General features: G+C 44.5%; 21 protein-coding genes. 8 read left to right on the top strand and 13 right to left on the bottom strand.

Features of this window, described 5'->3' with window-relative positions; translation table 11 throughout:
* Positions 1–654: 654 nt before the first annotated feature.
* The gene (locus DESRU_RS10355; protein ID WP_013842060.1) at positions 655–1,365 is read left to right on the top strand and encodes a response regulator transcription factor; all 711 of its coding nucleotides are present in this window, start codon (positions 655–657) and stop codon (positions 1,363–1,365) included.
* On the top strand, positions 1,362–2,930 hold the full coding sequence (locus DESRU_RS10350) for a sensor histidine kinase (protein ID WP_013842059.1): 1,569 nt from the start codon (positions 1,362–1,364) through the stop codon (positions 2,928–2,930). The genes DESRU_RS10355 and DESRU_RS10350 overlap by 4 nt, the downstream gene beginning before the upstream one ends.
* 583 nt (positions 2,931–3,513) lie before the next feature.
* Here the strand turns inward: DESRU_RS10350 and DESRU_RS10345 are convergent.
* The 7 genes from DESRU_RS10345 to modA form a co-directional block, all read right to left on the bottom strand.
* Entirely contained in the window at positions 3,514–4,626 is a 1,113-nt protein-coding gene (locus DESRU_RS10345; protein WP_013842058.1) for an MraY family glycosyltransferase, read from the bottom strand.
* A gap of 315 nt (positions 4,627–4,941) precedes the next feature.
* Positions 4,942–5,262, bottom strand: coding sequence for a DMT family transporter (locus tag DESRU_RS10340; protein WP_013842057.1), 321 nt, complete (start codon positions 5,260–5,262; stop codon positions 4,942–4,944).
* Positions 5,259–5,624, bottom strand: a complete 366-nt coding sequence (locus DESRU_RS10335) for a DMT family transporter (protein ID WP_143758771.1) — start codon at positions 5,622–5,624, stop codon at positions 5,259–5,261. The genes DESRU_RS10340 and DESRU_RS10335 overlap by 4 nt, the downstream gene beginning before the upstream one ends.
* A 489-nt stretch (positions 5,625–6,113) precedes the next feature.
* A complete protein-coding gene (locus DESRU_RS10330) occupies positions 6,114–6,869 on the bottom strand; it encodes a Rossmann-like domain-containing protein (protein ID WP_013842055.1) in 756 nt (251 codons plus the stop codon).
* Between the two features lie 27 nt (positions 6,870–6,896).
* On the bottom strand, positions 6,897–7,994 hold the full coding sequence (locus DESRU_RS10325) for an ABC transporter ATP-binding protein (protein WP_013842054.1): 1,098 nt from the start codon (positions 7,992–7,994) through the stop codon (positions 6,897–6,899).
* Positions 7,991–8,716 (bottom strand): ABC transporter permease, encoded by a 726-nt coding sequence (locus DESRU_RS10320; RefSeq protein ID WP_238446272.1) that lies wholly within the window; start codon positions 8,714–8,716, stop codon positions 7,991–7,993. Before DESRU_RS10320 ends, DESRU_RS10325 begins: the two co-directional genes overlap by 4 nt.
* An 89-nt stretch (positions 8,717–8,805) precedes the next feature.
* On the bottom strand, positions 8,806–9,633 hold the full coding sequence (gene modA / locus DESRU_RS10315; protein ID WP_013842052.1) for a molybdate ABC transporter substrate-binding protein: 828 nt from the start codon (positions 9,631–9,633) through the stop codon (positions 8,806–8,808).
* A 276-nt stretch (positions 9,634–9,909) separates the two neighbouring features.
* On the opposite strand from modA, the gene DESRU_RS10310 reads away from it, so the two are divergent.
* The gene (locus DESRU_RS10310) at positions 9,910–10,857 is read left to right on the top strand and encodes a helix-turn-helix transcriptional regulator (RefSeq protein WP_013842051.1); all 948 of its coding nucleotides are present in this window, start codon (positions 9,910–9,912) and stop codon (positions 10,855–10,857) included.
* Positions 10,858–11,183: 326 nt separating this feature from the next.
* Positions 11,184–13,013, top strand: coding sequence for a DUF342 domain-containing protein (locus tag DESRU_RS10305; RefSeq protein WP_238446271.1), 1,830 nt, complete (start codon positions 11,184–11,186; stop codon positions 13,011–13,013).
* Between the two features lie 127 nt (positions 13,014–13,140).
* Here DESRU_RS10305 and DESRU_RS10300 read toward each other — a convergent pair whose 3' ends face one another.
* Positions 13,141–14,487: a sigma-54-dependent transcriptional regulator gene (locus tag DESRU_RS10300; RefSeq protein ID WP_013842049.1), complete on the bottom strand. Its 1,347-nt coding sequence runs from the start codon at positions 14,485–14,487 to the stop codon at positions 13,141–13,143.
* Positions 14,462–16,021 (bottom strand): sensor histidine kinase, encoded by a 1,560-nt coding sequence (locus DESRU_RS10295; protein WP_013842048.1) that lies wholly within the window; start codon positions 16,019–16,021, stop codon positions 14,462–14,464. The genes DESRU_RS10300 and DESRU_RS10295 overlap by 26 nt, the downstream gene beginning before the upstream one ends.
* 331 nt (positions 16,022–16,352) lie before the next feature.
* Here DESRU_RS10295 and DESRU_RS10290 point away from each other — a divergent pair, with 331 nt between their 5' ends.
* From DESRU_RS10290 to DESRU_RS10275, 4 genes are all read left to right on the top strand, one after another.
* Entirely contained in the window at positions 16,353–16,583 is a 231-nt protein-coding gene (locus DESRU_RS10290) for a hypothetical protein (protein WP_013842047.1), read from the top strand.
* Between the two features lie 15 nt (positions 16,584–16,598).
* Entirely contained in the window at positions 16,599–17,681 is a 1,083-nt protein-coding gene (locus DESRU_RS10285; protein ID WP_013842046.1) for a sulfite exporter TauE/SafE family protein, read from the top strand.
* A 70-nt stretch (positions 17,682–17,751) separates the two neighbouring features.
* On the top strand, positions 17,752–18,024 hold the full coding sequence (locus DESRU_RS10280) for a hypothetical protein (protein ID WP_013842045.1): 273 nt from the start codon (positions 17,752–17,754) through the stop codon (positions 18,022–18,024).
* Between the two features lie 5 nt (positions 18,025–18,029).
* On the top strand, positions 18,030–18,500 hold the full coding sequence (locus tag DESRU_RS10275) for a CBS domain-containing protein (protein ID WP_238446270.1): 471 nt from the start codon (positions 18,030–18,032) through the stop codon (positions 18,498–18,500).
* 21 nt (positions 18,501–18,521) lie between these two features.
* Here DESRU_RS10275 and DESRU_RS10270 read toward each other — a convergent pair whose 3' ends face one another.
* The 4 genes from DESRU_RS10270 to DESRU_RS10255 all read right to left on the bottom strand — a co-directional run bounded on the left by DESRU_RS10270 (position 18,522) and on the right by DESRU_RS10255 (position 21,105).
* The gene (locus DESRU_RS10270) at positions 18,522–18,977 is read right to left on the bottom strand and encodes a universal stress protein (protein WP_013842043.1); all 456 of its coding nucleotides are present in this window, start codon (positions 18,975–18,977) and stop codon (positions 18,522–18,524) included.
* Positions 18,978–19,053: 76 nt separating this feature from the next.
* The gene (locus DESRU_RS10265; RefSeq protein ID WP_013842042.1) at positions 19,054–20,166 is read right to left on the bottom strand and encodes an AbrB family transcriptional regulator; all 1,113 of its coding nucleotides are present in this window, start codon (positions 20,164–20,166) and stop codon (positions 19,054–19,056) included.
* Between the two features lie 144 nt (positions 20,167–20,310).
* Positions 20,311–20,544, bottom strand: a complete 234-nt coding sequence (locus DESRU_RS10260) for a hypothetical protein (protein WP_013842041.1) — start codon at positions 20,542–20,544, stop codon at positions 20,311–20,313.
* Between the two features lie 117 nt (positions 20,545–20,661).
* Positions 20,662–21,105, bottom strand: coding sequence for a universal stress protein (locus DESRU_RS10255; RefSeq protein ID WP_013842040.1), 444 nt, complete (start codon positions 21,103–21,105; stop codon positions 20,662–20,664).
* Between the last annotated feature and the right edge of the window lie 29 nt (positions 21,106–21,134).

Here is a 21,134-nt window from a genome sequence, read left to right as displayed (position 1 = left end):
GAAAGGCTTGTTCACTTTCGTATAATGAAATATGTCTAACCTATGCACCCCCTTGCAGGTTAATTATACTGAAAGAATATGAACCAATGTTTGCTGGAAAATGAACATGCTTTACGAAATTATGAACAATTGTTACAAGTCCTGAATATAAACCGTTTAGCAGCTCCACCAATAACTTCACAACTATTTTTTGTTAATATATCTTTGAGCGCTGCTTGTATCTGTTAATCGTTGGCAATTAAAATCCGCTTATTCAGAGGAACTCATCTCCTTGATAATCAACTTATTGCAAGTTCCGGGATTATCCTACGGGTCTATGGAAGTTTACTTCGCAGATAATTATGCCAGTGTAATATCAGCCAACTTTTGCGAGACATTTAAATATTTTCGAGAGTATTAATAAATGTTACAAGAGTTAATTTCCCGAAGTACCCATTCATACTTAATAATATTTTCGTAATATATTGTAAAGGTTTGTTAAAAACCAGTTACCCGTTTCTCTGGCGGGTTGTTTATTGTTTAGCTTATTCAGCTTCCGGTGGGGCCGGGCAGCTTGGCATAGGTACGGGAAATCAAGAAGACGCCGGGTGAGCAATGTGAGCTTGTTCACCCGGCGTCGAATAATAAATTGAAAGATCGCTGAGGGGGGAAATAATGCCGTATTTGGGCAAGGTTTTGGTAGTTGATGACGACCAAACGGTACTGGAACTTATCAAGTTGTACGCTGAAAGGGAAGGTTTTGAAACCATCGGGATAAACAACGGTGATCTGGTCCTGCCCGCATTCCACCAGGAGAATCCTGATGCGGTAATATTGGATATCATGCTTCCGGATAAGGACGGGCTTACGCTATGTCGCAATTTAAGGGAGATCCGCATGATTCCCATCATTATGCTTACAGCCAAAGGAGAAGAAGCGGACCGTGTTCTGGGACTGGAAATGGGAGCTGATGACTATGTTGCCAAGCCTTTCAGCCCCAGGGAACTGGTAGCCAGAATAAAAGCGGTATTGCGCCGTACCCAACCGGTTGATACCTTAACGAACTGGAAAATGAAATACCCGGGGCTGGAAATTCAGGCCGATATCAGGAGTGTTTTGGTTGACGGTAAAGAAACAGAAGTTACTCCTAGAGAATTTGATTTGCTCTATTACCTGGCTCAGAGTCCCCGGCGGGTTTTCACCAGGCAAGAACTGTTAACGGCTGTCTGGGGATATGATTACTTCGGTGACCAGCGTACGGTGGATGTACATATTCGCAGGCTGAGGACAAAGCTGGCTCCCTTGACCCACGAATACCTGACAACTGTCTGGGGTGTGGGATACCAGTTTACACCTCCTGTTAAGGAGGGAGAGACCACATTGTGAATTCTTATCTCCAACAGGGCAGAGAAAGGCTTCATTTAGTAATCCGTGGTGCAGGCAGGATCTTCCTTGTGCTCAAGCGCTTGATACGGGAGCAATTCAACAAAAATATTTACACCAGGATACTGTTTACCAATATGATCATCTTTGTTTTCGGTCTGATTGCCCTGACGATGTTTTCCGGTTATGTAGTAAAACAAATAGCCTATGATCAGGTCCAACAACAGATGTTACGCGAGGCCAAGCGGGTAAACTTTGCCTTGCTCCAGCAAAAGGACCAGGCATGGGGGGCGCCACCTGCCGGGCAAACAAATGATCAGTCTCAGGGTAGACAGGAAATGTTGAAATTTTTGGCCGATATCTTTGATGCCAGGATTACGGTCTTTGACCGGCAAGGAAATATTATGGATACCTCAGCGCAGCAGGAAGTGGTGCCCGGTAACCAGGTAGATGCAAAATTTGTCAAATTGCTCAACAAGGGTGGGACCGAGATTGCCCGTGCGGTTGATCAGGAAACGGGTCAGCTCATTTTTGCCGCCGTTGTCCCCATGGGTAACAACGACAACAAAGACGTCATTAAAAACGGCATCCTGCTGGAAACGAATCCGGTTAATCTCGATCATGCTTTAAACAAAATGCGCTTGTATCTGGTTATCGGAGGAATGGCCATACTGGTGATTTTTGTGTTTATTTCCGCTTATCTGGCCCAATCAATATCCAGGCCGATTTCCCATTTGACTAACACCGTGGCGGAGCTTAACCGGGGGAATTATGTTTTGAGCGCCGGGGAGCGGCCTCTGGAGGAAGTTAAAGCCCTTGCCGGCCAGCTCAGCCAATTGGCCATGAGACTGCAGGAGATGCATGCCGAAAGCCACAGGATGGAAGAAGAAAGAGCTCAGTTGTTTGCGGAGATATCCCATGAGTTACGTACTCCTCTGACTGCTGTTCAGGGATTTGTTGAGGCTATCCGCGACGGTATGGTGCGGGATGAAGCATTGCTGAACAGGTACTTGGATACGATTCACACTCAAACGATTCATATCACCAGGCTGGTAGATGACATATTGGCGTTAAGCCGCCTGGAAAGCGGCAATGTCACCGTGGAAAAACTGCCGATGGACTTGATCACCCTGACCCAAGGTGTGGTCATATCCATGGAGGCAATGGCCAACAGCAAGAATACCTCGATTCTGTTCGAGAAGAAAATAGAAAACGCAGTCGTGCTTGGTGATGTTGACCGAATGGAACAGATTATTAGGAACTTGCTGAAGAATGCTGTCCGGGCCACCGAGAATGGTACCGTCAGGGTTGGGGTGGAGGTCCGGCAGGGTGAAGTGGTACTGACCATTGAGGACGATGGTATTGGTATAGCCCCCGAAGACCTGCCGCACATTTGGGACAGGTTTTACCAGGTGAAGAACCAGCGCGGCGCTTACCTGCAGGAAAAAGGGAGCGGCCTGGGGTTGGTGATTGTGAAAAAGCTGGTTCAGTTACAAGGCGGCAGCATAGATGTTACGAGTCAATTGGGGAAGGGAACGACTTTTAACATAAAATTTCCCATCTCATAACCTGAAATATTAATCAAGCTGGAGGGAGTATTTGTCCCTTCTGGCGCAGATAATCGGGTGACCGGATGAAATGCGCAAAAAAACCTGTGAGGAATACCCGGTTTATTCATTATTAGTCCCTCAAGTATTATGTACAACTTCGTGGATAGCCCGCCGCTTTGACCGTTTCTTGTTACATAGAAAATTATACCGGCAGGCCTGGTGAAGCGAACCCTTGAGTTGGCTGCCCGAAGGAAAGGCTGTTAGGGTACGTAAAACAAGAAAGCGTCACCATTATTGGCGATGCCAAAGGAGAAGCCCGGTAGCCTTGTCCAAGCGACACAAATATTAGCAGCATAAATTTGATTAATATCTGATTCTAAATGATTAGGAAAAATCTCCTTGAAACCCTAATAATAAGGGATCCTAGGAGATTCTATCTAGTTAACATAATATATCGAATAAGCAAGTACTTATTATTAAGAAAGAGGTATAAGCCCTTTAAATATAGGATTAACTCAATAAATGGAATAAGATTGTTAGTGTTAGGGTTAATGGGGTTATTTTAAGCTGAGGCAATGAGGAGATATGTATCAAGAATGATTCAAAACTTAGGAAAAAAGAATATGAAAATACTCAAACCATATAGTATAACAAACAATGAAATCAAATAGTTAGTTCGTAGACGTTTACCAATAATACCTAACTGGTTGGCAACAACTATAGCAGCGAGGAGTACCCCTTCAACCAGTATCAAGGCAGGACCCTGTGCAAGCATCGTTAGTAAGATCGCAATCCCTCCGAGCACAGTATTCACCCCATAGATAGCCAATACAGCCTGACGATGATTCAAACCTAACTCTAGCAATCGATGGTGTAGGTGTTCACGGTCGGGCTGCATAATGGGCATGTTCCGGTTGAAGCGTCTTATAACAGCAAATACGGTATCCATCAGCGGAACCCCCAAAATCACTACAGGAATGACAACCGATACGACCGTCGCGCTCTTGGTAAGACCCATTATCGCCATATTAGCAAGCAAAAAACCAAGTAACATTGATCCACCGTCGCCCAAGAAAATACTCGCAGGATGAAAATTGAACTTCAGGAAACCAGCCGTGGCTGCCGCTACTATAAGGGGTAAGCTCACCATCACTAAATCTATTGATCCGATAACATGGTATGTGTCTAGGGCAATTAGTGCGGTCATAGTCAGCGCTGCAATGAAAGATGTTCCACTTGCCAAGCCGTCTAAGCCGTCGATCAGATTGACGGCATTAATGACGACCACCAGCCAGACCACGGTAAGTGGTGCAGCAAGAATGCCCAATGATACTATCACACCTGGCACAAAAGGGTTACTAACAAAAGTGATTTTTATCCCGAAAAAAATGACCACAATAGACGCTAGCACTTGCCCTACTAGCTTTGTTCTGGCGGAAAGTCGGTAAATGTCGTCCAATATGCCCAATGCGGTGATTAATGTGGCACCAGCCAAAAGACCCCATAACTGCTTGCTAAGCGGCACGCATACTAGCACTGCAATTATGAAACTAGCGTATATAGCTAGACCGCCCAGGCGCGGCATTACCCCTTGATGTACCTTGCGGTGATCTGGGCTGTCTAGGGCACCGACCCGAAAGGCCAGACGGCGAACGTGTGGCGTTAATACCAGTACTGCAACAAGAGCCACCAAAGGAGCCAAGATAATTTGCAAGGTGATTGAACCTCCTATCTCTAGCCAACAAGCTGGCACAGCGATCAGATATTGAAAATTAAACTTGCTTTCGACGTAAAAGTATAGAAACCTTCTATAATTACAAAAAAACCGCAGAATAACTAATTTTTACACAGACCAATAGAGATAAGCTCCGCTGCAAGGAAATCCTTTAATCAAGATACACTACAACCTAGCCAATAATAGGTGGCCATTCTGGGTGTAAAAATGTCCAAAAAAGTCTGTTTTGATTTTAGTTAACATAATATATATTATCGGAACCAATATGATTAGCAAGGAAGAGTCACTTACTTGTTACCCGATCCATTTTAATGCAATAACGCATGCGATAACGCCAAAAATGCAAACCAGGCGAAGGACGTTTTTAGACTCACCGAAAAACAACATGCCGACAACAGCAGCACCGACCGTGCCGATGCCCGTCCAGACGGCGTATGCGGTCGAAAGAGTGATGTACGCCATCGCCTGTACGAGCAATTGGAAGCTTATGATGAAGCCGGCGATCATGATTACATTGTTTAGGACGTTGTTTTTTTCTGCGACTCGCTTGATGCCGATAACGCCTACAACTTCCAGCAATCCCGCCATAATAAGAGTGATCCAAGCCGCTGTCATTGTACTCCGCCCCCTTTTATCGTGCCTTCTGCCGTCAGTTTCAATCCGATAATGCAAAAGAGAAGAACGAGAATAACGGGTATCTTGATCCACTGGAACGTCTCCGGCGTAATCACCGCTTCGACGACGGTAGTGCCGATCGTACCAATACCGGCAAACACCGCGTAAACGGTTCCGACGGGCAGCACCTTGGTGGCGCGAATGATCAAGTCGAAACTGAACAGGAGCGATCCAATTACGGCGAGCCAGGGAATTTGCTCATATTTAAAACCCGAGGCCCAGACAATCTCAAGCGCCCCGCCCAGCAGGACGAATGTCCAGGCTTTGTTTTGACTTATCGTTTTGTTGCCGTCCGTCAACACGAACACCCCCTTATGAAAGGACTGTAGATATACAGTCCTTTCTCAGTTAAAAACAGACAGCGGAATCAATTGCCTACTCCCTCCCCTGCCATTATATTCATTTATAACTAATACAAAAAAGAATACTTGATTTCTAGAAACTCTTCTTTTCCATTATGGTATTTTACCCACATATTTTGTCCTTATAAATGGATAAAAAAGTTTAAACTACCTAATAGAGACAAGAATATAGCTCCAAGTTAAAACATGATATTTTTTATTTAACTATTTAGGATACTGGTTAATCCCATAAAGTTTTGTGAACAAGCATTATTAATGGAGATGTTTGCAAATGGAAATTACAGACTTCTATTTATAAGAACAAAAAAGTACATACAAAAATATTCGTATGCACCGGAAAATCAACATTAAACAATATAAAATTAGTTTAGACTTTTTTGTCCTTTTATAATTTTACATAAAATCCTATCAACGTTGCAAGTAATTAATTTATATTGCTCCTTCAGTGGATTCAGGACAAAACCTGGGTAGATTCAATAATGCTGCAGCCCCGGCCCCGGTGGTTCCGTATAATACTAAAGGTATTCCCTTATTGTAATAATGCTCTATGGTTTGATTGCATATAATACTGCCGGTGGCAAAAATTACGTCGGCGTTTTTAATGTAGGGCTCGGTATTCCCCGACCCGTCCAGTATATGCACTTGATTTATGGTTTTCCCAATATGGTCTGGGTCCAGATCTAAAACCTTTACTTCAAATTCTTTAACTAACGGCTCCGCAAGGGTTGGTTGATAGCCAAGCATTAAGATTTTAGGATTGCCGAAGGTTTGGCGAAAAAAGTCCGCCACTTTCATACTGCATTTTCCCGGTCCCTCATTGCGGCAGTGCAGGGTTTTGCCTGTATTGCCGGTGTAACTGGCTACAGCGTTAAAGGTTGCTATATAGACCGCCCTGTGGAAATCGTTGTCCAGCGGCAGATTCATCACTTCTTCCAGGGTTCCGGCGTAGTCCCCCAGCGAACTGGTAAAGGCCTGTCCCTTATGCCCCATTATCTCCGCCTGGACTAAGCGTTCCTTTCCTTTAAGCAGTACGTAATCCTTTCTTTGGGGACATCCAATGGCTTCTTCCGGTTTCAACGGCCATGCCTTGACCTGAACTTGAACCTTTTTTAAATGATTGCTTTCAATTATTTGATCAAAAATCTCCTGAAGTTGTTGGAAAAAAGGTTTTTCCTTTTTTTGCATGCTTCTACCTCCCCGGTATTCTTTATTCTAGACCGCAATGAAATGGCAGTGCTCCGGCTTAACAGCCAATAAGACCGGGTCTCCTTCAGACAGCGCCAGTTTGTGCCATTGCGAAAGGGACAAGCTGGTCTCCCATAATCCATATCCCCGGCAGTGTACGTCAACATGGGTTCTGTTAAAGGAAAGATACTGGATTTGCGCCGGCCAGCTAATGCATTCGCCCGGTGTTTCGCCGGGCTGATGCAAGCTAAGGTTGCTGGAACGGATCATCAATACAACCGGATTCTCCGTATTGCAGGCCGAATCAGGAGCAAGATTTTTCGGTAAAGGCCCAATTAAAGGTTTGCCAAGCTCCGGTTTAAACCAAGCAGCATGATTGGCGAAAATTAAATAGCCGGGTATTAGATTCTCCCCTTGCAAAAACTTGGCTACCTCCAGTGAAGACGGTTTAAAGAAAACTTCTAACGGGAGACCGGACTGTTCAAGGCAGCCGTTATTCAGCACCATCATTTGTGTACCCAACTGTAAAGCCTCTGAAAAATCATGGGTTACGTGAAGAATTCCCAGATTTTCTGTAGTATGAATTTCCCGCAGCAGGTTTTGCATGGACCGGCGAGTGCCGGGATCCAGTGCGGAAAGCGGTTCATCCAGCAATAATAAAGAGGGTTGGGTTAGAATGGCCCTGGCCAAAGAAACCCTTTGTTTTTCACCACCACTTAAATTTGCCGGGTAACGTTCCAGAAGGTGGGAAATGCCCATGATCTCTATCAGTTCGTTCATCCGTTTTATTACCCCGGCTTCGGTTGCCAGACCTCTGGCCCTGGCGCCAAAAAGAATATTCTCCCTTACGGTTAGAAAGGGATAAAGCAAGCTATCCTGATAGGCAAAGCCCAAATGTCTTTGCTCCGGCGGAAAATCCGTAACTTTCCTGCCGTGGAGAAAAATTTCGCCTCTGTGCGGCGTTTGCAGGCCGGCAATGCATTCTAATAAAATGGTTTTTCCGGCACCCGTAGGCCCTAATATCATCACATACTCACCGGCGTTCAATGAAAAAGATAAATTGCTTAAGGAAAATTTGCCCACCCTCAGCTCCAGGTTTTTTACTTCCAGTAGCCGTTCTTTCATAAGCGGACTTCTGCTCCTGTAAAAAATTTAAATAGGATCAATAGGAAAAGGGCGGTCATTAACATAATAATGGCTGTAACCAGCGCAAATTGAGTGTCCCCAATAGACATGTTTAAAAATATGGCTACGGATAAGGTTTCCGTCTTTAATCGGGTAACCCCTGCCAGCATGGCTGTGGCACCGAACTCCCCCAAGGCCCTGGCCCAGGTCATGGTGATTCCTCCCAGCAAGCCATGCTTGGCCAGGGGCAGGGTTACCTTTATAAACACTCTGCAGGGTGTATAGCCAAGGGTACGGGCAACCTTTTCCAGACGAATATCAATGGAATCAAAGGCTTGTTTAAAGGTTTTAATGGCGAAAGGAGCGGCGATAAACCACTGGGCCACCACAACCCCCCGGGTGGAAAAAACGATGTCTAAACCCCATCTGGCCAAAGATTCGCCAAACAAAGGACCGAAAAAGATTAATAGAGCTACTCCACTGACCAGAGGCGGCAGTACAATGGGTACGTCCAGCAGGGTGTCCATGATTATTTTCCCCGGAAAATTGCAGCGGGAAAGGATATAGCCGCAGGGGACTGCTGTCAGGGCAGAAAGTAGGGTGGCTAACACCGAGGTCCATAGGGTAAAGGTTACGGCAAAATGAAACTCGGGATTTTTTAATATTTCAAGAAAGGCAGCCCATTCCCCAAAAAGGAACAGGCCAACAATCAGCATCAGCATAAATAAGGTTGTGCTTAGTAAAATAAACCAGAAAATTGCCTGGAAATAATCGTTTCCTATTTTTCTGACAAAGTTCAATGGTAGATCCATTAGTTTTTAACTTTAAAACCATGTTTGGCAAAAACAGCGGGTCCCTCTTGCTGCATAAATTGCAGAAAATCTTTAGCCTGCTCCTTTTGCTCCGAGGAAACAAGCAGAGCACAGGGGATTTCCTCCACGACGTTAACCGCGGGGTCAATTTCAATGAGGTCAAGCTTGTCCTGCTGTTTGGCATAATTACTATATTCGGTAATTCCTGCATTTCCCTGCCCCATGGTCAGGGTGGTCACTACTTTCGGGGCCGTTTCAACATAGGTTAAAACATTTTTTTCAATCTGTTCGGAAATACCTAATTTATCAAAGGTTTGAAAAGCAGCCTTTCCCAGCGCGGTGGCTTCCTTCTCGGGCATAACCAATTTTACCCCTGCTTTGGTCAGGTCTTGTGTTTTGGTAATCTGGGCAGGATTTCCCTTTGGCGCGACAATGACCGGGGTATGAATGGCAATGGGCCCAACCATCTCTTCTATGTAGCCCTTTTGTTTTGCAGTTTCAACGTAAGGCATGCCCCCGGGCATGTAGATATCTCCCTTGTTGCTGGTTTCCAGTTGGTTAAGAAGCGCACCGGAATTATTAAAAGTGAGTTCCACTTTAACTCCCGTCTTCTCTTCATACAACTGAACGATTTCCGATACCGGTTCTTTCAACCCGGCCCCGACATAGGCAAAGAGACTCGGTTTTACTTTATTATCCTGTGAATCTGCCGGGGTCCCGGACCCTGCCGTTTTACTCTCCGGGTTATTTCCACAGCCACTCAGTAAGAAGATGAATACCGTTCCTAATAGGATAAATTTGGCTAAAGAAAATAATCTTTTCATCATTTAACCTCTCCTTCTCTTCGCTTTTTAATCCTCTACCCCTTCAGCTTAATACTTTATGTACACCTCCTATTCATTAAAAAATAAGCCCTAGAATCCAAAAATTAGGTCTAGGGCATCGTTGCGACTAGCTATTTATTTGTAGCACTAGAATAAACATTACGTGTTTTAACATCATTATTAAAACATAACTCAACTAAACGAAACGTCATAAGACGTATTATGTTAGTAATAGTAAATTATGTTATAATACTTGTCAATAGAGTTGGGGGTAAAAATATGGAAGAAATATCTTTAACACCGGAAGAAGTTGCGGCAAGGCTTAAGATTGCTAAAAATACGGTTTATGAGTTAATAAAACGTGGAGAACTGCCGGCATACCGCGTAGGTCGTAAAATACGGCTTGATTTGAAAGACGTAGAGAATTATAAGCGTCAGGGTAAAAAATTAGATTTTCATGAAGAGGAAAAAATAGCCGGTTTGACCAGACTGGTGCAGTCCATTAAGCCCTCGCTAGGCCCTAGAGGGATTGTTATCTGCGGCCAGGATGTGCTGCTGGATATTTTAACCCGTCATTTGGAACGTCATGCCAACGGGATACAGGTTTTAAGGCACAATGTCGGGAGTTTTCCCGGTCTACTGGCCCTTTACCAGGAGAAGGCAGACCTGGCGGCCATTCATTTGTGGGACGGGGATACCAATGTTTATAATATCCCTTATGTTCGTCACATGCTGCCCGGCATTCAATCAATCATTATCCATCTGGCCTGCCGGATGCAGGGATTCTATGTGGCCAAGGGCAACCCCAAAAATATTCTTGCCTGGCAGGACTTAACCCGGCCGGATATTACATTCATTAATCGTGAAAAAGGCAGTGGAACCAGGGTTCTTCTTGATGAAAAACTCCGACTACTAGACATTGCTAGACATTCCATCAGAGGTTATGAGATGGAAGAACTATCCCATCTCGCCATCGCCAGTACCGTGGCCCGGGGAGAGGCAGATGTGGGCATGGGAAATGAAAAAGTATCCATGCAGGTCCGGGAGGTCTCTTTTGTTCCTCTGCAAAAGGAACGTTATGAACTGGTCATCAAGAAGGAAGATCTTTACAAACCCTATATTCAAGCAACCATGGAGATCTTACAATCAGAGGAATTTAAAAAGGAACTGCATGGATTGGGAGATTACGACGTGTCCGAAACGGGTAAAGTGGTCGCTGAGGTATGACGATGGAATGAACAGAAATAAAAATCCGGCGTCCGGTTCAATAGAGAAAAAACCCTGGAAAATATCCGGGGTTTTTTCTTTGTATATAAACTTTTTCTTAGTATACAAAGGGTCAATTTTTTTCATAGAAAACCGAATTATAATTAACAGGCGATCATTGATAAAGAATGTCGAAATAGGACTTTATTCCTATACTCCAAGACTTTATTCCTATTTAATTCTTGGTATACCTAACGTAAACTAGAAGTGAAACGTATTTTCAGGTTTAATCTTATTATAAAGAATGTTAAGAATATTTTAATATTAAAAGATAGGGGGTATTGTTGGTGGGCCAAAGCGAAAACGAAGTTAATAACATGAATTTAGCCTCACCCCCCAATATCGATGAGTCGAAGGGTTCAACCAGAGGGGCAGCTTGGGTGTCGGACGGTCAGATTTATGTCAAAAATCCTCAAGGAAATGAGCCCAAAGCCACCATTACGGGCTGTCCGGAGGCTCAGGTACTGGTTAACGGGAATCCCATTAACGAAACAACAGAAATCTCCCAGGAGGATGTCATTGAAATCGTTCCACTGTCTCATACGGATCCCGGCTCTACCAGAGTCATTATTTCTCCTGACAAAATGTCTGCCTTTTTAGAAGTTAAATTAGAGTGTATCAATACCTATCGGCTGGAAAGCTGCCAACCTTCCTCTAACTTACGGCTAAAAGCTGAAGCCATCAAAGAGATTATTCCTCCCGGAACGGTTCAGTCTTTGACTAATTTGCTAAATCAAAGCAATGTAATTTATGGTGTTGATACAGATGCTATTGCCGATTTGGTGAAGTCACTCAAAGAGGGTTTAATTCCTGTTGCCAAAGGAACCCCGCCGGGCGATTCAATCGATGATTATATTGAGGTTTTCTTTAAAGAAAATAAAGACAGCTCTTTTGAGGAAAATGTATCCGGTATCATAGACTTTAAAGAACAACGCTCTATTCCTTCCGTTTCTGCGGGAGAAACACTGGCTAAAAGAGTTGTGGGTCAAAAAGGAGCTCCAGGAAAAACCGTGACCAATGAGGTGGCTGAATCCAGGGAGCCTAAAACCATTCATCTCCTTTCGGGGTCCGGGGTAGATATTGTTGAGGACGGCTTAAGGGCAGTGGCTGCCATTGAGGGCCTGCCTAAGCTTCAAAAGACCTCCGGCAACTGGTATTTGTCTGTTGAACCGGTTTTAAACATTCCCGGAGATGTGAATGTAAAAACAGGGAATATTCGTTTTAAAGGCGATATAAATATTCAAGGCTCCGTTGAAAACGGCATGAGCGTTAGTGCCAGCGGGAATATTGCGGTTTCGGGTATTTTAACAAAATGCAAAATTACCGCCGGTGGCAATGTAACCGTTGGTGGGAATATTGTGAATGCCGAAATTGTAAGTGGTGGTTTTAATGTTCTTTGCAATACCATAAACCCTCTGCTCAATGAATTATTAAAAACCTTGGATGCCCTTTATACTTCCGCTACATTGATGCTGGAAAAACTTCCACCCAATTCCAAGGTTCTCTTTGGCAATGTATTGGCCTTATTAATAGAAAAACGTTTTACCTCCTTTAATGGTCTACTGGAAAAAATCCAAAAGAAATTTAAAGAAGTGGATATGAAACTCCTGGGGAGTTATGAAGCTACCTTGTTGAGGGTTGTTAGCAGTCTCACGGGGATTAATTTACTGCAGTTTAAAACAGCCAAAGATTTTCAGGATGTTATCAGCGACCTGACTTCGTTCCTTTATTATAGCGATGGACTTACAAAAAACCGCAGTGTGGTTACCATCAATGTTGCTCTTAATTCAATGATCAAAAGCTCCGGAGACATTCTGGTAAAAGGACCGGGCTGTTTTAACACCGTTATTCAAGCAGACGGCAATGTGAAAATAACCGGCGTTGCCCGTGGCGGAACCATTCAGGCCCAGGATGATGTTTTTATTAATGAGGTAGGTTCAGAGTTAGGGGCTAAAACCACGGTCATCGTTCCCAAGGAAAAGAAAATTAAAATTAATAAGGCCTTTGACGGGATTACACTGCAGGTTGGAAAAATGTCAAGGATATTAGAGAAAAATATGGACAATATTGTAGTGAAATTGGATACGGAAGGATATATTCATGTGGGAAACGAGTAAACGTGGTCCTCAAACTTCAGGCAAGCACCTGCTTTTATCAATCCTCAGCCTAAAAGCAAGTGTTTGCCTAAGCTTATATTCCCCCTCTTAATGCCTCCCCTCCCTCCTCTAACCTCTCAGAAGCCGCTTATAATTTGATACCGTACTTTTGCATGCGGTAAAGCAGCGTAGGACGTGAAATGCCTAGGTATTTGGCGGCCCTTGTCTGATTGTAGTTATGCTTTTCCAAAGCCTTTATGATCAGATATTTCTCCAGTTCTTCCAGAGAGAAACCGTTCTCCGGAAGATTCAAGATAGGCGTTGTGTTTTCTTTCAGTGCATCTAATAATTCTCTGGGCAGATGAACCGGCTGAATTTCTGTACTCTGGCAAACAATCATGGCCCTTTCAATGGCATTTTGCAGTTCCCGTATATTGCCGGGCCAGTTGTAGCGCGTTAGAATCTTCATGGCTTCAGGGGAAATCTTTTTGGTACGGGAAGGGTCAAACTTACCCAGAAAGTGGTTAACCAATAGAGGGATGTCTTCCTTGCGGGATCGCAGGGGCGGCAGGCTGATGCGCATGACATTCAGCCGGTAATACAGATCTTCCCGGAAGGTTCCTTTGGTAATGGCAGAGGATAATTCCGAGTTGGTGGCGGCGATAACCCGTACATCCACTTGGATGGTTTCGGTACCACCCAGCCTTTCAAAACATCTTTCCTGTAAAACCCGCAGCAGCTTTACCTGCATGCTGATGGGCATTTCCCCAATTTCATCCAGGAAAAGGGTTCCTTTATCCGCAATCTCAAAACGGCCTTTCTTTTTACCGGAGGCGCCGGTAAAAGCCCCCTTTTCATGACCGAAAAGTTCGCTTTCTAAAAGTTGTTCCGGCAAAGCGGCACAGTTTACGGCCACAAAGGGCTTATCCGCCCGGTTACTGGCTTTGTGTATTTCAACAGCAGCCACTTCCTTACCGGTCCCACTTTCCCCGGTAACCAGAACGGTGGCGTTGGTTTTAGCCACCTGGTGGATTAATAGGGACACTTCTTTCATGGATTCACTCTGCCCGATCATTTTGCCATATTTTTCGCTCAATTCCTGACGCAAAAAATGAACCTGGGTTTCCAGATTGGAAAGATGCAGGGCTTGCTTCACCTGAACTTTTAGCTCGTCCAGTTTAAAGGGCTTGGTAATATAGTCGGTGGCTCCGATCTTCATGGCCTCAATGGCGGTTTCAATGGTTCCGTGAGCCGTAATCATGATGACGGGAATATCCGGATGAATGCCCTTAATTCTTTTTAATACCTCAATGCCGTCAATGTCCGGCATCTTTAAATCCAATATGACCATGGAAGGTTCTGCTTCCTGAGCCAGGTTAATCCCCTGCTGTCCCCAGGTGGCCGTAAGCACTTGATAGCCTTCATGACTTAGTGCTCTTTCCAGGGCCCAGCACATCCTTTCTTCATCGTCAATCACCAGTATCCGTGGTATCAATGTTATCACTCCTATCTTTAGAACCTTGCGCTATAGGTAACTGGACAGTAAAGGTACTCCCTTCCCCTGGAACGCTTTCCACCTCAATTTTTCCGCCATGCAGCATGATGCTTTGCAAGGAGATAGAAAGTCCCAGCCCGGTACCTGTTTTTTTGGTCGTATAATAGGGGTTAAATATTTTGGATTTTTCCTCCTTGGAGATACCTGTACCGGTATCTGTAAAGGCAATGGTCACCGCATCTTTTAATGTTGCTGTCTTGATTACCAATTCTCCTCCAAAGGGCATAGCTTCCGCAGCATTAACAATAAGATTAACAAATATCTGCTTGAGTTTTTCCGTATCCCCTAAAATCAGGGGTAGTGCATTATCAAGCTGCAGGCGAACCCGTACATGCTGTTTTCTTAACATGGCAGCAGAGAATGAAAGTACTCCTTTAATTAATTGATTAACCGAGCATTCTTTGACGGAAACGGTGGTAGGACGACCAAAATCCAGAAGTTCCTGGATTACCATGTTTTGCCGGTCTACCTGTTCATCAATGGCCTTGGTAAATTCATCAATTCCGCTAACCTGGGAATAGTCCTGCTTCATTAACTCAACTAAGGTTTTAATAATGCCGATAGGGTTTCGCAATTCATGGGCCACTCCAGTGGCCAAACGCCCAAGGGCGATGAACTGCTCCGAGTGCCGAAGCTGATCTTCCAGCCGTTCCTTCTCCACTAACCCCCTGGCCATCCGGTTTACTGCCTGGGCTATTTGGCCCAGTTCACCGGACATATCCGGCAATAACCGGTGGATATCCCCTTCCATCTGCTGAAGACCCTGTTTTAAGCGGTTAACGCCGGTGGTAACATTTCGGATGGTCAAAAGGGTGGCGACCATAACCAATGCCAATACCGCCAAGGTGAAGTAACGAAGTAATTTTCGCGCTAAAATGCTCTGAGAGAAGAAAGGATTCAGCCGGTCTCCCGCCCACATGACGGCAACGACTTTTCCTTCCAAAGTAACCGGGGAAATATATTCCAGAACCTGATCATCCCAGGAACCTGAAATGCGAAAGCTGGACTCCCGGCTCATTTCGGCCGCTATCAAGCCGGGTTTAGTATTGGCAAAAATCTCTTTTTCCCGCTTGGCTTCCTCTGCAGGAGAAAGGTTACGATAATTATGCAGAAAACCCAAAACGCTAATCTTCTCTGTCCGGGGTACATAGAGCCCAAAGCGAATACCGGAGTTGGCAGGAACGTGTGGTTCCACCACCTGAGTAAACTCATTATGAAGTACGGTTGAGGAGATATCTCCGGGACTTACCCCTAAAGATTCCAGCCTTTTGGTAAATTCTTCATTGGTGCTTTGGACCAATGCCTTCAAACGCTGCTCTTTCTCCAGGAAGATCACCCTCTCGGTCTGGGAGGCAAAAAAGATATCATATATTAATGCTACCAAAGGAACAATCATAATGGCTGCGATAATAATAACTATCTGATTAGTCAGACTTTTTTGCTTAAAAAATAATAATATTTTTTTATTTTTCAAGAAAAATCCCCTTCTCTTTTGTAAGCTAATTCTTAAATTGAATTATATACTACAGATAAATGTAGGAAAAGATGCATCTTTAAATATTCTTTATTTTTCTTAAAATAACGGGCAATTCTTAATTAAAAGCTATATTACTCTCTTTATCTCATAAAAAAGGAAGTGTCTCATTTGCTACACTTCCTTTTTTATTTTCTTAATTAGGCCTTATAAATCAAGGGATTAGGACATTGGCACGTTTATTGCTATATAAAGAGCAAATTCACAAATAAAGGAGGGAAGAATTTTTTTTAAGCACCTTGTTCGTTAATTTACAAAGGAGAGATTGCTTATGAAAGATACATCGAAACCCGGTCTGGTTAAGACTTTGATTTTTCTGGCCTTAGCCGTTTGCGCGTACCTTACCGTTTTCATGAACATCGAGCAATTAAATCAGTACTTTTTAAGTAAGGCTTTTGTTCCGGCTCTATGCCTATTGGGCACCGTCATCGGCATCGCCTTTCTGTACGGTACAGCCGTGTCTTATTTGCTGGGTTTACTTGGACTGGAAAGCAGTCACTAGAAAGGGGGCTTAACGATGGCTGGTGAAGCGGTTAATTTGGTAGGAGAAGTCATGAAATTTGTCGATATCACTCCGGAGACAGCCTTATCAATCGCCGGACTGGGATTTCTGGGCGGCATGTTAAGCGGTTTTATTGGCAGCGGAGGCGCCTTTATCATGACGCCCGGCATGATGTCTCTGGGAGTTCCGGGCATTGCCGCAGTCAGTTCAAACCTCGCCCATAAGTTTGGCAAGGCCATGGTTGGAGCAAGAAAACATTCTAAGATGGGCAACGTAGATGCCAAGCTGGGTATTTGCATGATTGCATTCCTTTTACTTGGCGTTAATCTGGCCGTATTTTTAAATGAGTATATCCTGGATCATATGGGCAAGGAAGGATCGAACCTTTATATCAGTGTGGTTTTTGTAATTTTACTGTCGGGGCTGGCCGTCTTTATTTTAAGAGATATTTTCAGGACGGATCAGAAAAAGAAGGCGGCTAAATCTTCCTGTCTGTCGGAGAAGATTTCAAAGTTAAATATCCCTCCGATGATTTATTTTAAGGTGGCCAATGTTCGCGTATCCCTCTGGTTTATCGCCCTCATCGGACTGGCTACCGGATGGCTGGCCGGTACGGTAGGCGTGGGCGGTTTCATTGGGGTTCCCGCCATGATCTATATCCTGGGCATCCCCACAACGGTTGCTGCCGGCACAGAACTGTTTCTGGCTATCTTTTCCGGGGCTTCCGGTGCTTTTCAGTATGCTTTAAACGGTTTTGTGGACATTCGCTTGGTTCTGCTGCTTTACCTGGGTTCCCTGCTGGGGCTGAACATCGGAGCCAATGCCACCAAAATGGTTTCAGAACTGCAAATTAAGCTGGTCATGGCTGTTGTAATCGGTATGTCTGCCGTCAGCAGAGCCTTTGCCATTCCAACTTATTTGAACAATCTGCACATGACTAATTTTTCATCCGGGGTCACCCATGCATTGGATACTACGGCTACCATTGCCCTTTATGCCGGGGCGGTTGCCGGTGTGGTCATGATTCTCGGGTATATTGCCCGCTACAAGCGGGGCCAAAGGGTGGATACCCGGTATGCGGAGAGTTCCGGACATTAGATAAACAGATCCGGTAGGGGAACTTTGCCCTACCGGATCTTTAATAAAAATTAAATAGAGGAGGATTCCCATGGATCGAAGCACCAAATGCAGGGATTGCCGTCTAAACGAGGACTGTCCGGTGAAAAGTTCCCTCAACGAAGTGGCGCAGAAAGTAATCGCGAGAACGGAAAGTGCTGTAAAAAAGGAAGCTTCTTTAGATGTGAAATATATTCTTGTTACAGAGGTTAACGTGATTCTTACAGACTGCTCTTTTTACCAGGCCAAGGAAAAGACAGTTCTTCGTCATTTTAAGCTGCCTGAATTACCGGCTGTAGAATCTTTGATCACTGCACAACCGTAAAGGTGATGGTTAAAATGATCTCTATTCGAGAAATTATGATTCCCGTTTCCGAGTATTCCGTTATTCCTGAACAAGCTTTGGTAGGGGAAGCCATTGATCAATTAAAAAAATCCTTTCACAGGGATGAAAGAGGCGGCTTAGTGGGTCACCGTTCCCTGCTGGTCACGAATAAAACGGGTGAACTGGTTGGCATCGTCACCCTTCGCAATATATTAAAGGCAGTTTTAACCAAGCATGATCTGCCGGATCACTACCTGTGGATTTATTCTGTAAACGATTCCGGAGCCAGTATGCCGGTAAAGGGCGTTATGAGGGCCGCCAAAATTGCCTTTGTGGATATAGAGGATGACCTGTATAAAGTGATTGATTTATTCCTGGCCAAGAAAGTAAATTCCTTACCGGTTTTAGAAAAGGGTAAACCCGTAGGGATTATTCGCACCATTGACGTATTTGAGATCATAGGTATGTTGTTGTAACACTATTTTTGAAATATCTTTTTAAGCAGGTCCAATAAGGAGCGGACAACGCACCTTTTTGGCCATGGAGTGAAGATTATATTGGAATCCCGCTAAACGGGAGGTTTTAGCATGGGGATTGGGTATCACCATAAAGGCGGTTTCCGGATGATTTCCCGTTTCAATGATAATTCGCTCCGGCTTGCCTACCAGAACCTTAGCTGTTATTTCAATTCCTTGTTCCGTGGCCTTTTGAGTATAGCAGGTCATTGTCTGTTGGATCTGATCCTTTTGTTCCTTTTCAAGCCATTGAAAAAAGCTGGTCCGCGCTTCCGCGGTACTCATCCACTCGTCGCCCAGTAAATACCTCATCCCTTCATCCAGGATAAAAACAACGCTAACGGGCAGCTCCTGGGACCGGGCAAGCTTCATGGCCATGTCTACCGCCTCTACGGCAGGACCAGACTCATCCGTAATGATTGTAATTCTTTTTCTCACAGGCTGCCCCCTCCTCATTGAACTTTTCCCCCTTTTGATTAACCATCCGAAAAACCGGCTTCGCATCTCAGGCTTATTATTCCCTGGCCGGTTTTCTCCGTTTTTTTAAGTCATATTGAATGATCATCCTTAACAAAGGGGGCACAACAAAAAAAATGAAAAACATGCGGAACAATTGATAGCCGGCCACCATCGAAAGATCGGCGTGAACTTCATGGGCGATAATGCCCATTTGATCCATGCCCCCGGGAGAGAGGCTTAATAAGCTGGTGGATGCCGATACGGGCTGGAATTGGGTTAGCAGCAGGCTGAATCCCCAAGAGCCTAAAATCAGCACCAAACCACTCCCTATGGCCAGGGAGATGGTCCGAAACTTGCGGGTTAATTGATCCGGTTTCAACAATAAACTGATGTAAGTACCGATCAGCAATTGGGCCCCGTTAATCAACGGGGATGGCAGCGCCGGCCCGTTCAGCCCGTATATTTGCAGGATGGCCGTACCAATGGCCGGTCCCAGCAGGAAAGCAGTGGGTAATTTGATTTTATTCCCTAGCCAGGCGCACAGGATACAAACCAGGGCAAAAATAAACAGGTTGGGAAACAAATCGCCCCAGTTAAGCAAGAAACCGGAGACCATGGAGGTATCCGCAGCGGCATGGTGCTGTTGTCCAAAAAAGGGGTTGAAAATGAGCAAAGGAATACAAATGATGATCATCATCAGCCGGATTACCTGAAGAACAGTCACCACCGTGATGTCAATGCCCTCGGTTTCTTCCGCCAGGACAATCATCTGCGTCATGCCTCCGGGGATGCTTCCCATCAGCACCGTCTTATAATCACTTCCCGACAGCCTGGATACAACAAAAGCAATGCCCGTGCACATAAGCAAAAGAAGCAGCGTCATCAGCAAAATGATGGGCAATTGACGGGATATTTCCTGCAGGGCTGCGGATGTCATGGACAGCCCAATGGTATAGCCGACGATAATCATTCCTGCGTTTCTGGCCTGGCCCGGCCACTCATAATACCCTTTAAACACTTTGGAGCCAATTAAAACGGCAATCATGGGTCCCAGCAGCCAGGGAATCGGCAGATGCAGCAACTTGAATGCAATTCCTCCGGTGATGGCGGTTATCAGAGTAATAAAGACTCGAGTGGTTCTTTTTTTAGTATCAAGGTATTTGTCCATCAGGATCGTTCTCTCCGGATATTCTGATTTAATAAAAATGTACCCTGTCTTTATCATTTCTTTGTTTACTTCAATATTCCCTATAAAATTACCAAGAAATTATAAAAACAATGAAACCACCGGTTGGGTGGTTTGTAAAAAAATTTATTCATTCTCATGGGAGTTTTGCTCCCGGTTGGCTTGTTCGTTTTCCAGCTCTCCGCAAAAAGTATAAAGTACAATAAAACTGGCTCCCAGCGGGATTAAAACCAGGGCATTTTCATGACTATACAAGTGCGCGATGCAATAAAACAAGATAAAGAGCAAAAGGCAGGGAATTGCCTTCATAAGATATTGCAGGAATTGGAACAACATGGGATGATGAATGATTCGTTTCATAACCATACCCTCGTTCCACCGTTAAGTATTTGATGTGAATATTCTAGCACACTCAACGCTGAAAGCAAGGGAAAATATGCGTATTTTAAAATTTATCCCCTTTAAGTTGTCACTACATTATTTAATAATTAAAATTGACCCGTCAAAAACCTTCAGCATGGCCTCCTTCACTTTGCTGGAGGTGTTGCCGGGAGCCTTGGGTTTTGTCCCAAGAATCAGCAGATCATAGTTTAACGCTGCCACCTCTTTACGAAGCTCTTGGGCCGGGCTCCCCTCCCTCACCCTCCATGCAAAATTTAGATTCCATCGGTCCCCTTGCTCTATTATCTGTTCTTGTATTTTCTTTTGCTGATTTTCCGCCAGTTCATGAATATAATCAATAAATTGTTCTTTGCTGATGGAACTGGCCAGTTGGTCTACATAACCATAATGGGTTAAGCCCGTTTCTTTAATATGCAGTATGGTGATGGTTCCCTGGGCCGGATGAATTAGTTCCAAGGCTTTCTGCAAAAATTGCGGCCCCTCTTCACCCTGTATAGCGATTAAAATGTTATTATACATAAGGATCTCTCCTAATTCTAAAATAATTT

The sequence above is a fragment of the Desulforamulus ruminis DSM 2154 genome, assembly GCF_000215085.1.
GTDB lineage: Bacteria > Bacillota > Desulfotomaculia > Desulfotomaculales > Desulfotomaculaceae > Desulfotomaculum > Desulfotomaculum ruminis.
This window is presented reverse-complemented; position numbering and strand designations above follow the sequence as displayed.

Bases quoted from the DNA above. Each gene is read 5' to 3' on its own strand.
- DESRU_RS10340 (WP_013842057.1), bottom strand. From the start codon at position 5,262: ATGACAGCGGCTTGGATCACTCTTATTATGGCGGGATTGCTGGAAGTT.
- DESRU_RS10285 (WP_013842046.1), top strand. From the start codon at position 16,599: ATGGCTGGTGAAGCGGTTAATTTGGTAGGAGAAGTCATGAAATTTGTC.
- DESRU_RS10325 (WP_013842054.1), bottom strand. From the start codon at position 7,994: ATGAAAGAACGGCTACTGGAAGTAAAAAACCTGGAGCTGAGGGTGGGC.
- DESRU_RS10265 (WP_013842042.1), bottom strand. From the start codon at position 20,166: ATGGACAAATACCTTGATACTAAAAAAAGAACCACTCGAGTCTTTATT.
- DESRU_RS10310 (WP_013842051.1), top strand. From the start codon at position 9,910: ATGGAAGAAATATCTTTAACACCGGAAGAAGTTGCGGCAAGGCTTAAG.
- DESRU_RS10255 (WP_013842040.1), bottom strand. From the start codon at position 21,105: ATGTATAATAACATTTTAATCGCTATACAGGGTGAAGAGGGGCCGCAA.
- DESRU_RS10330 (WP_013842055.1), bottom strand. From the start codon at position 6,869: ATGCAAAAAAAGGAAAAACCTTTTTTCCAACAACTTCAGGAGATTTTT.
- DESRU_RS10280 (WP_013842045.1), top strand. From the start codon at position 17,752: ATGGATCGAAGCACCAAATGCAGGGATTGCCGTCTAAACGAGGACTGT.
- DESRU_RS10290 (WP_013842047.1), top strand. From the start codon at position 16,353: ATGAAAGATACATCGAAACCCGGTCTGGTTAAGACTTTGATTTTTCTG.
- DESRU_RS10355 (WP_013842060.1), top strand. From the start codon at position 655: ATGCCGTATTTGGGCAAGGTTTTGGTAGTTGATGACGACCAAACGGTA.
- DESRU_RS10275 (WP_238446270.1), top strand. From the start codon at position 18,030: ATGGTTAAAATGATCTCTATTCGAGAAATTATGATTCCCGTTTCCGAG.
- DESRU_RS10260 (WP_013842041.1), bottom strand. From the start codon at position 20,544: ATGAAACGAATCATTCATCATCCCATGTTGTTCCAATTCCTGCAATAT.
- DESRU_RS10320 (WP_238446272.1), bottom strand. From the start codon at position 8,716: ATGCTGATGCTGATTGTTGGCCTGTTCCTTTTTGGGGAATGGGCTGCC.
- modA (WP_013842052.1), bottom strand. From the start codon at position 9,633: ATGATGAAAAGATTATTTTCTTTAGCCAAATTTATCCTATTAGGAACG.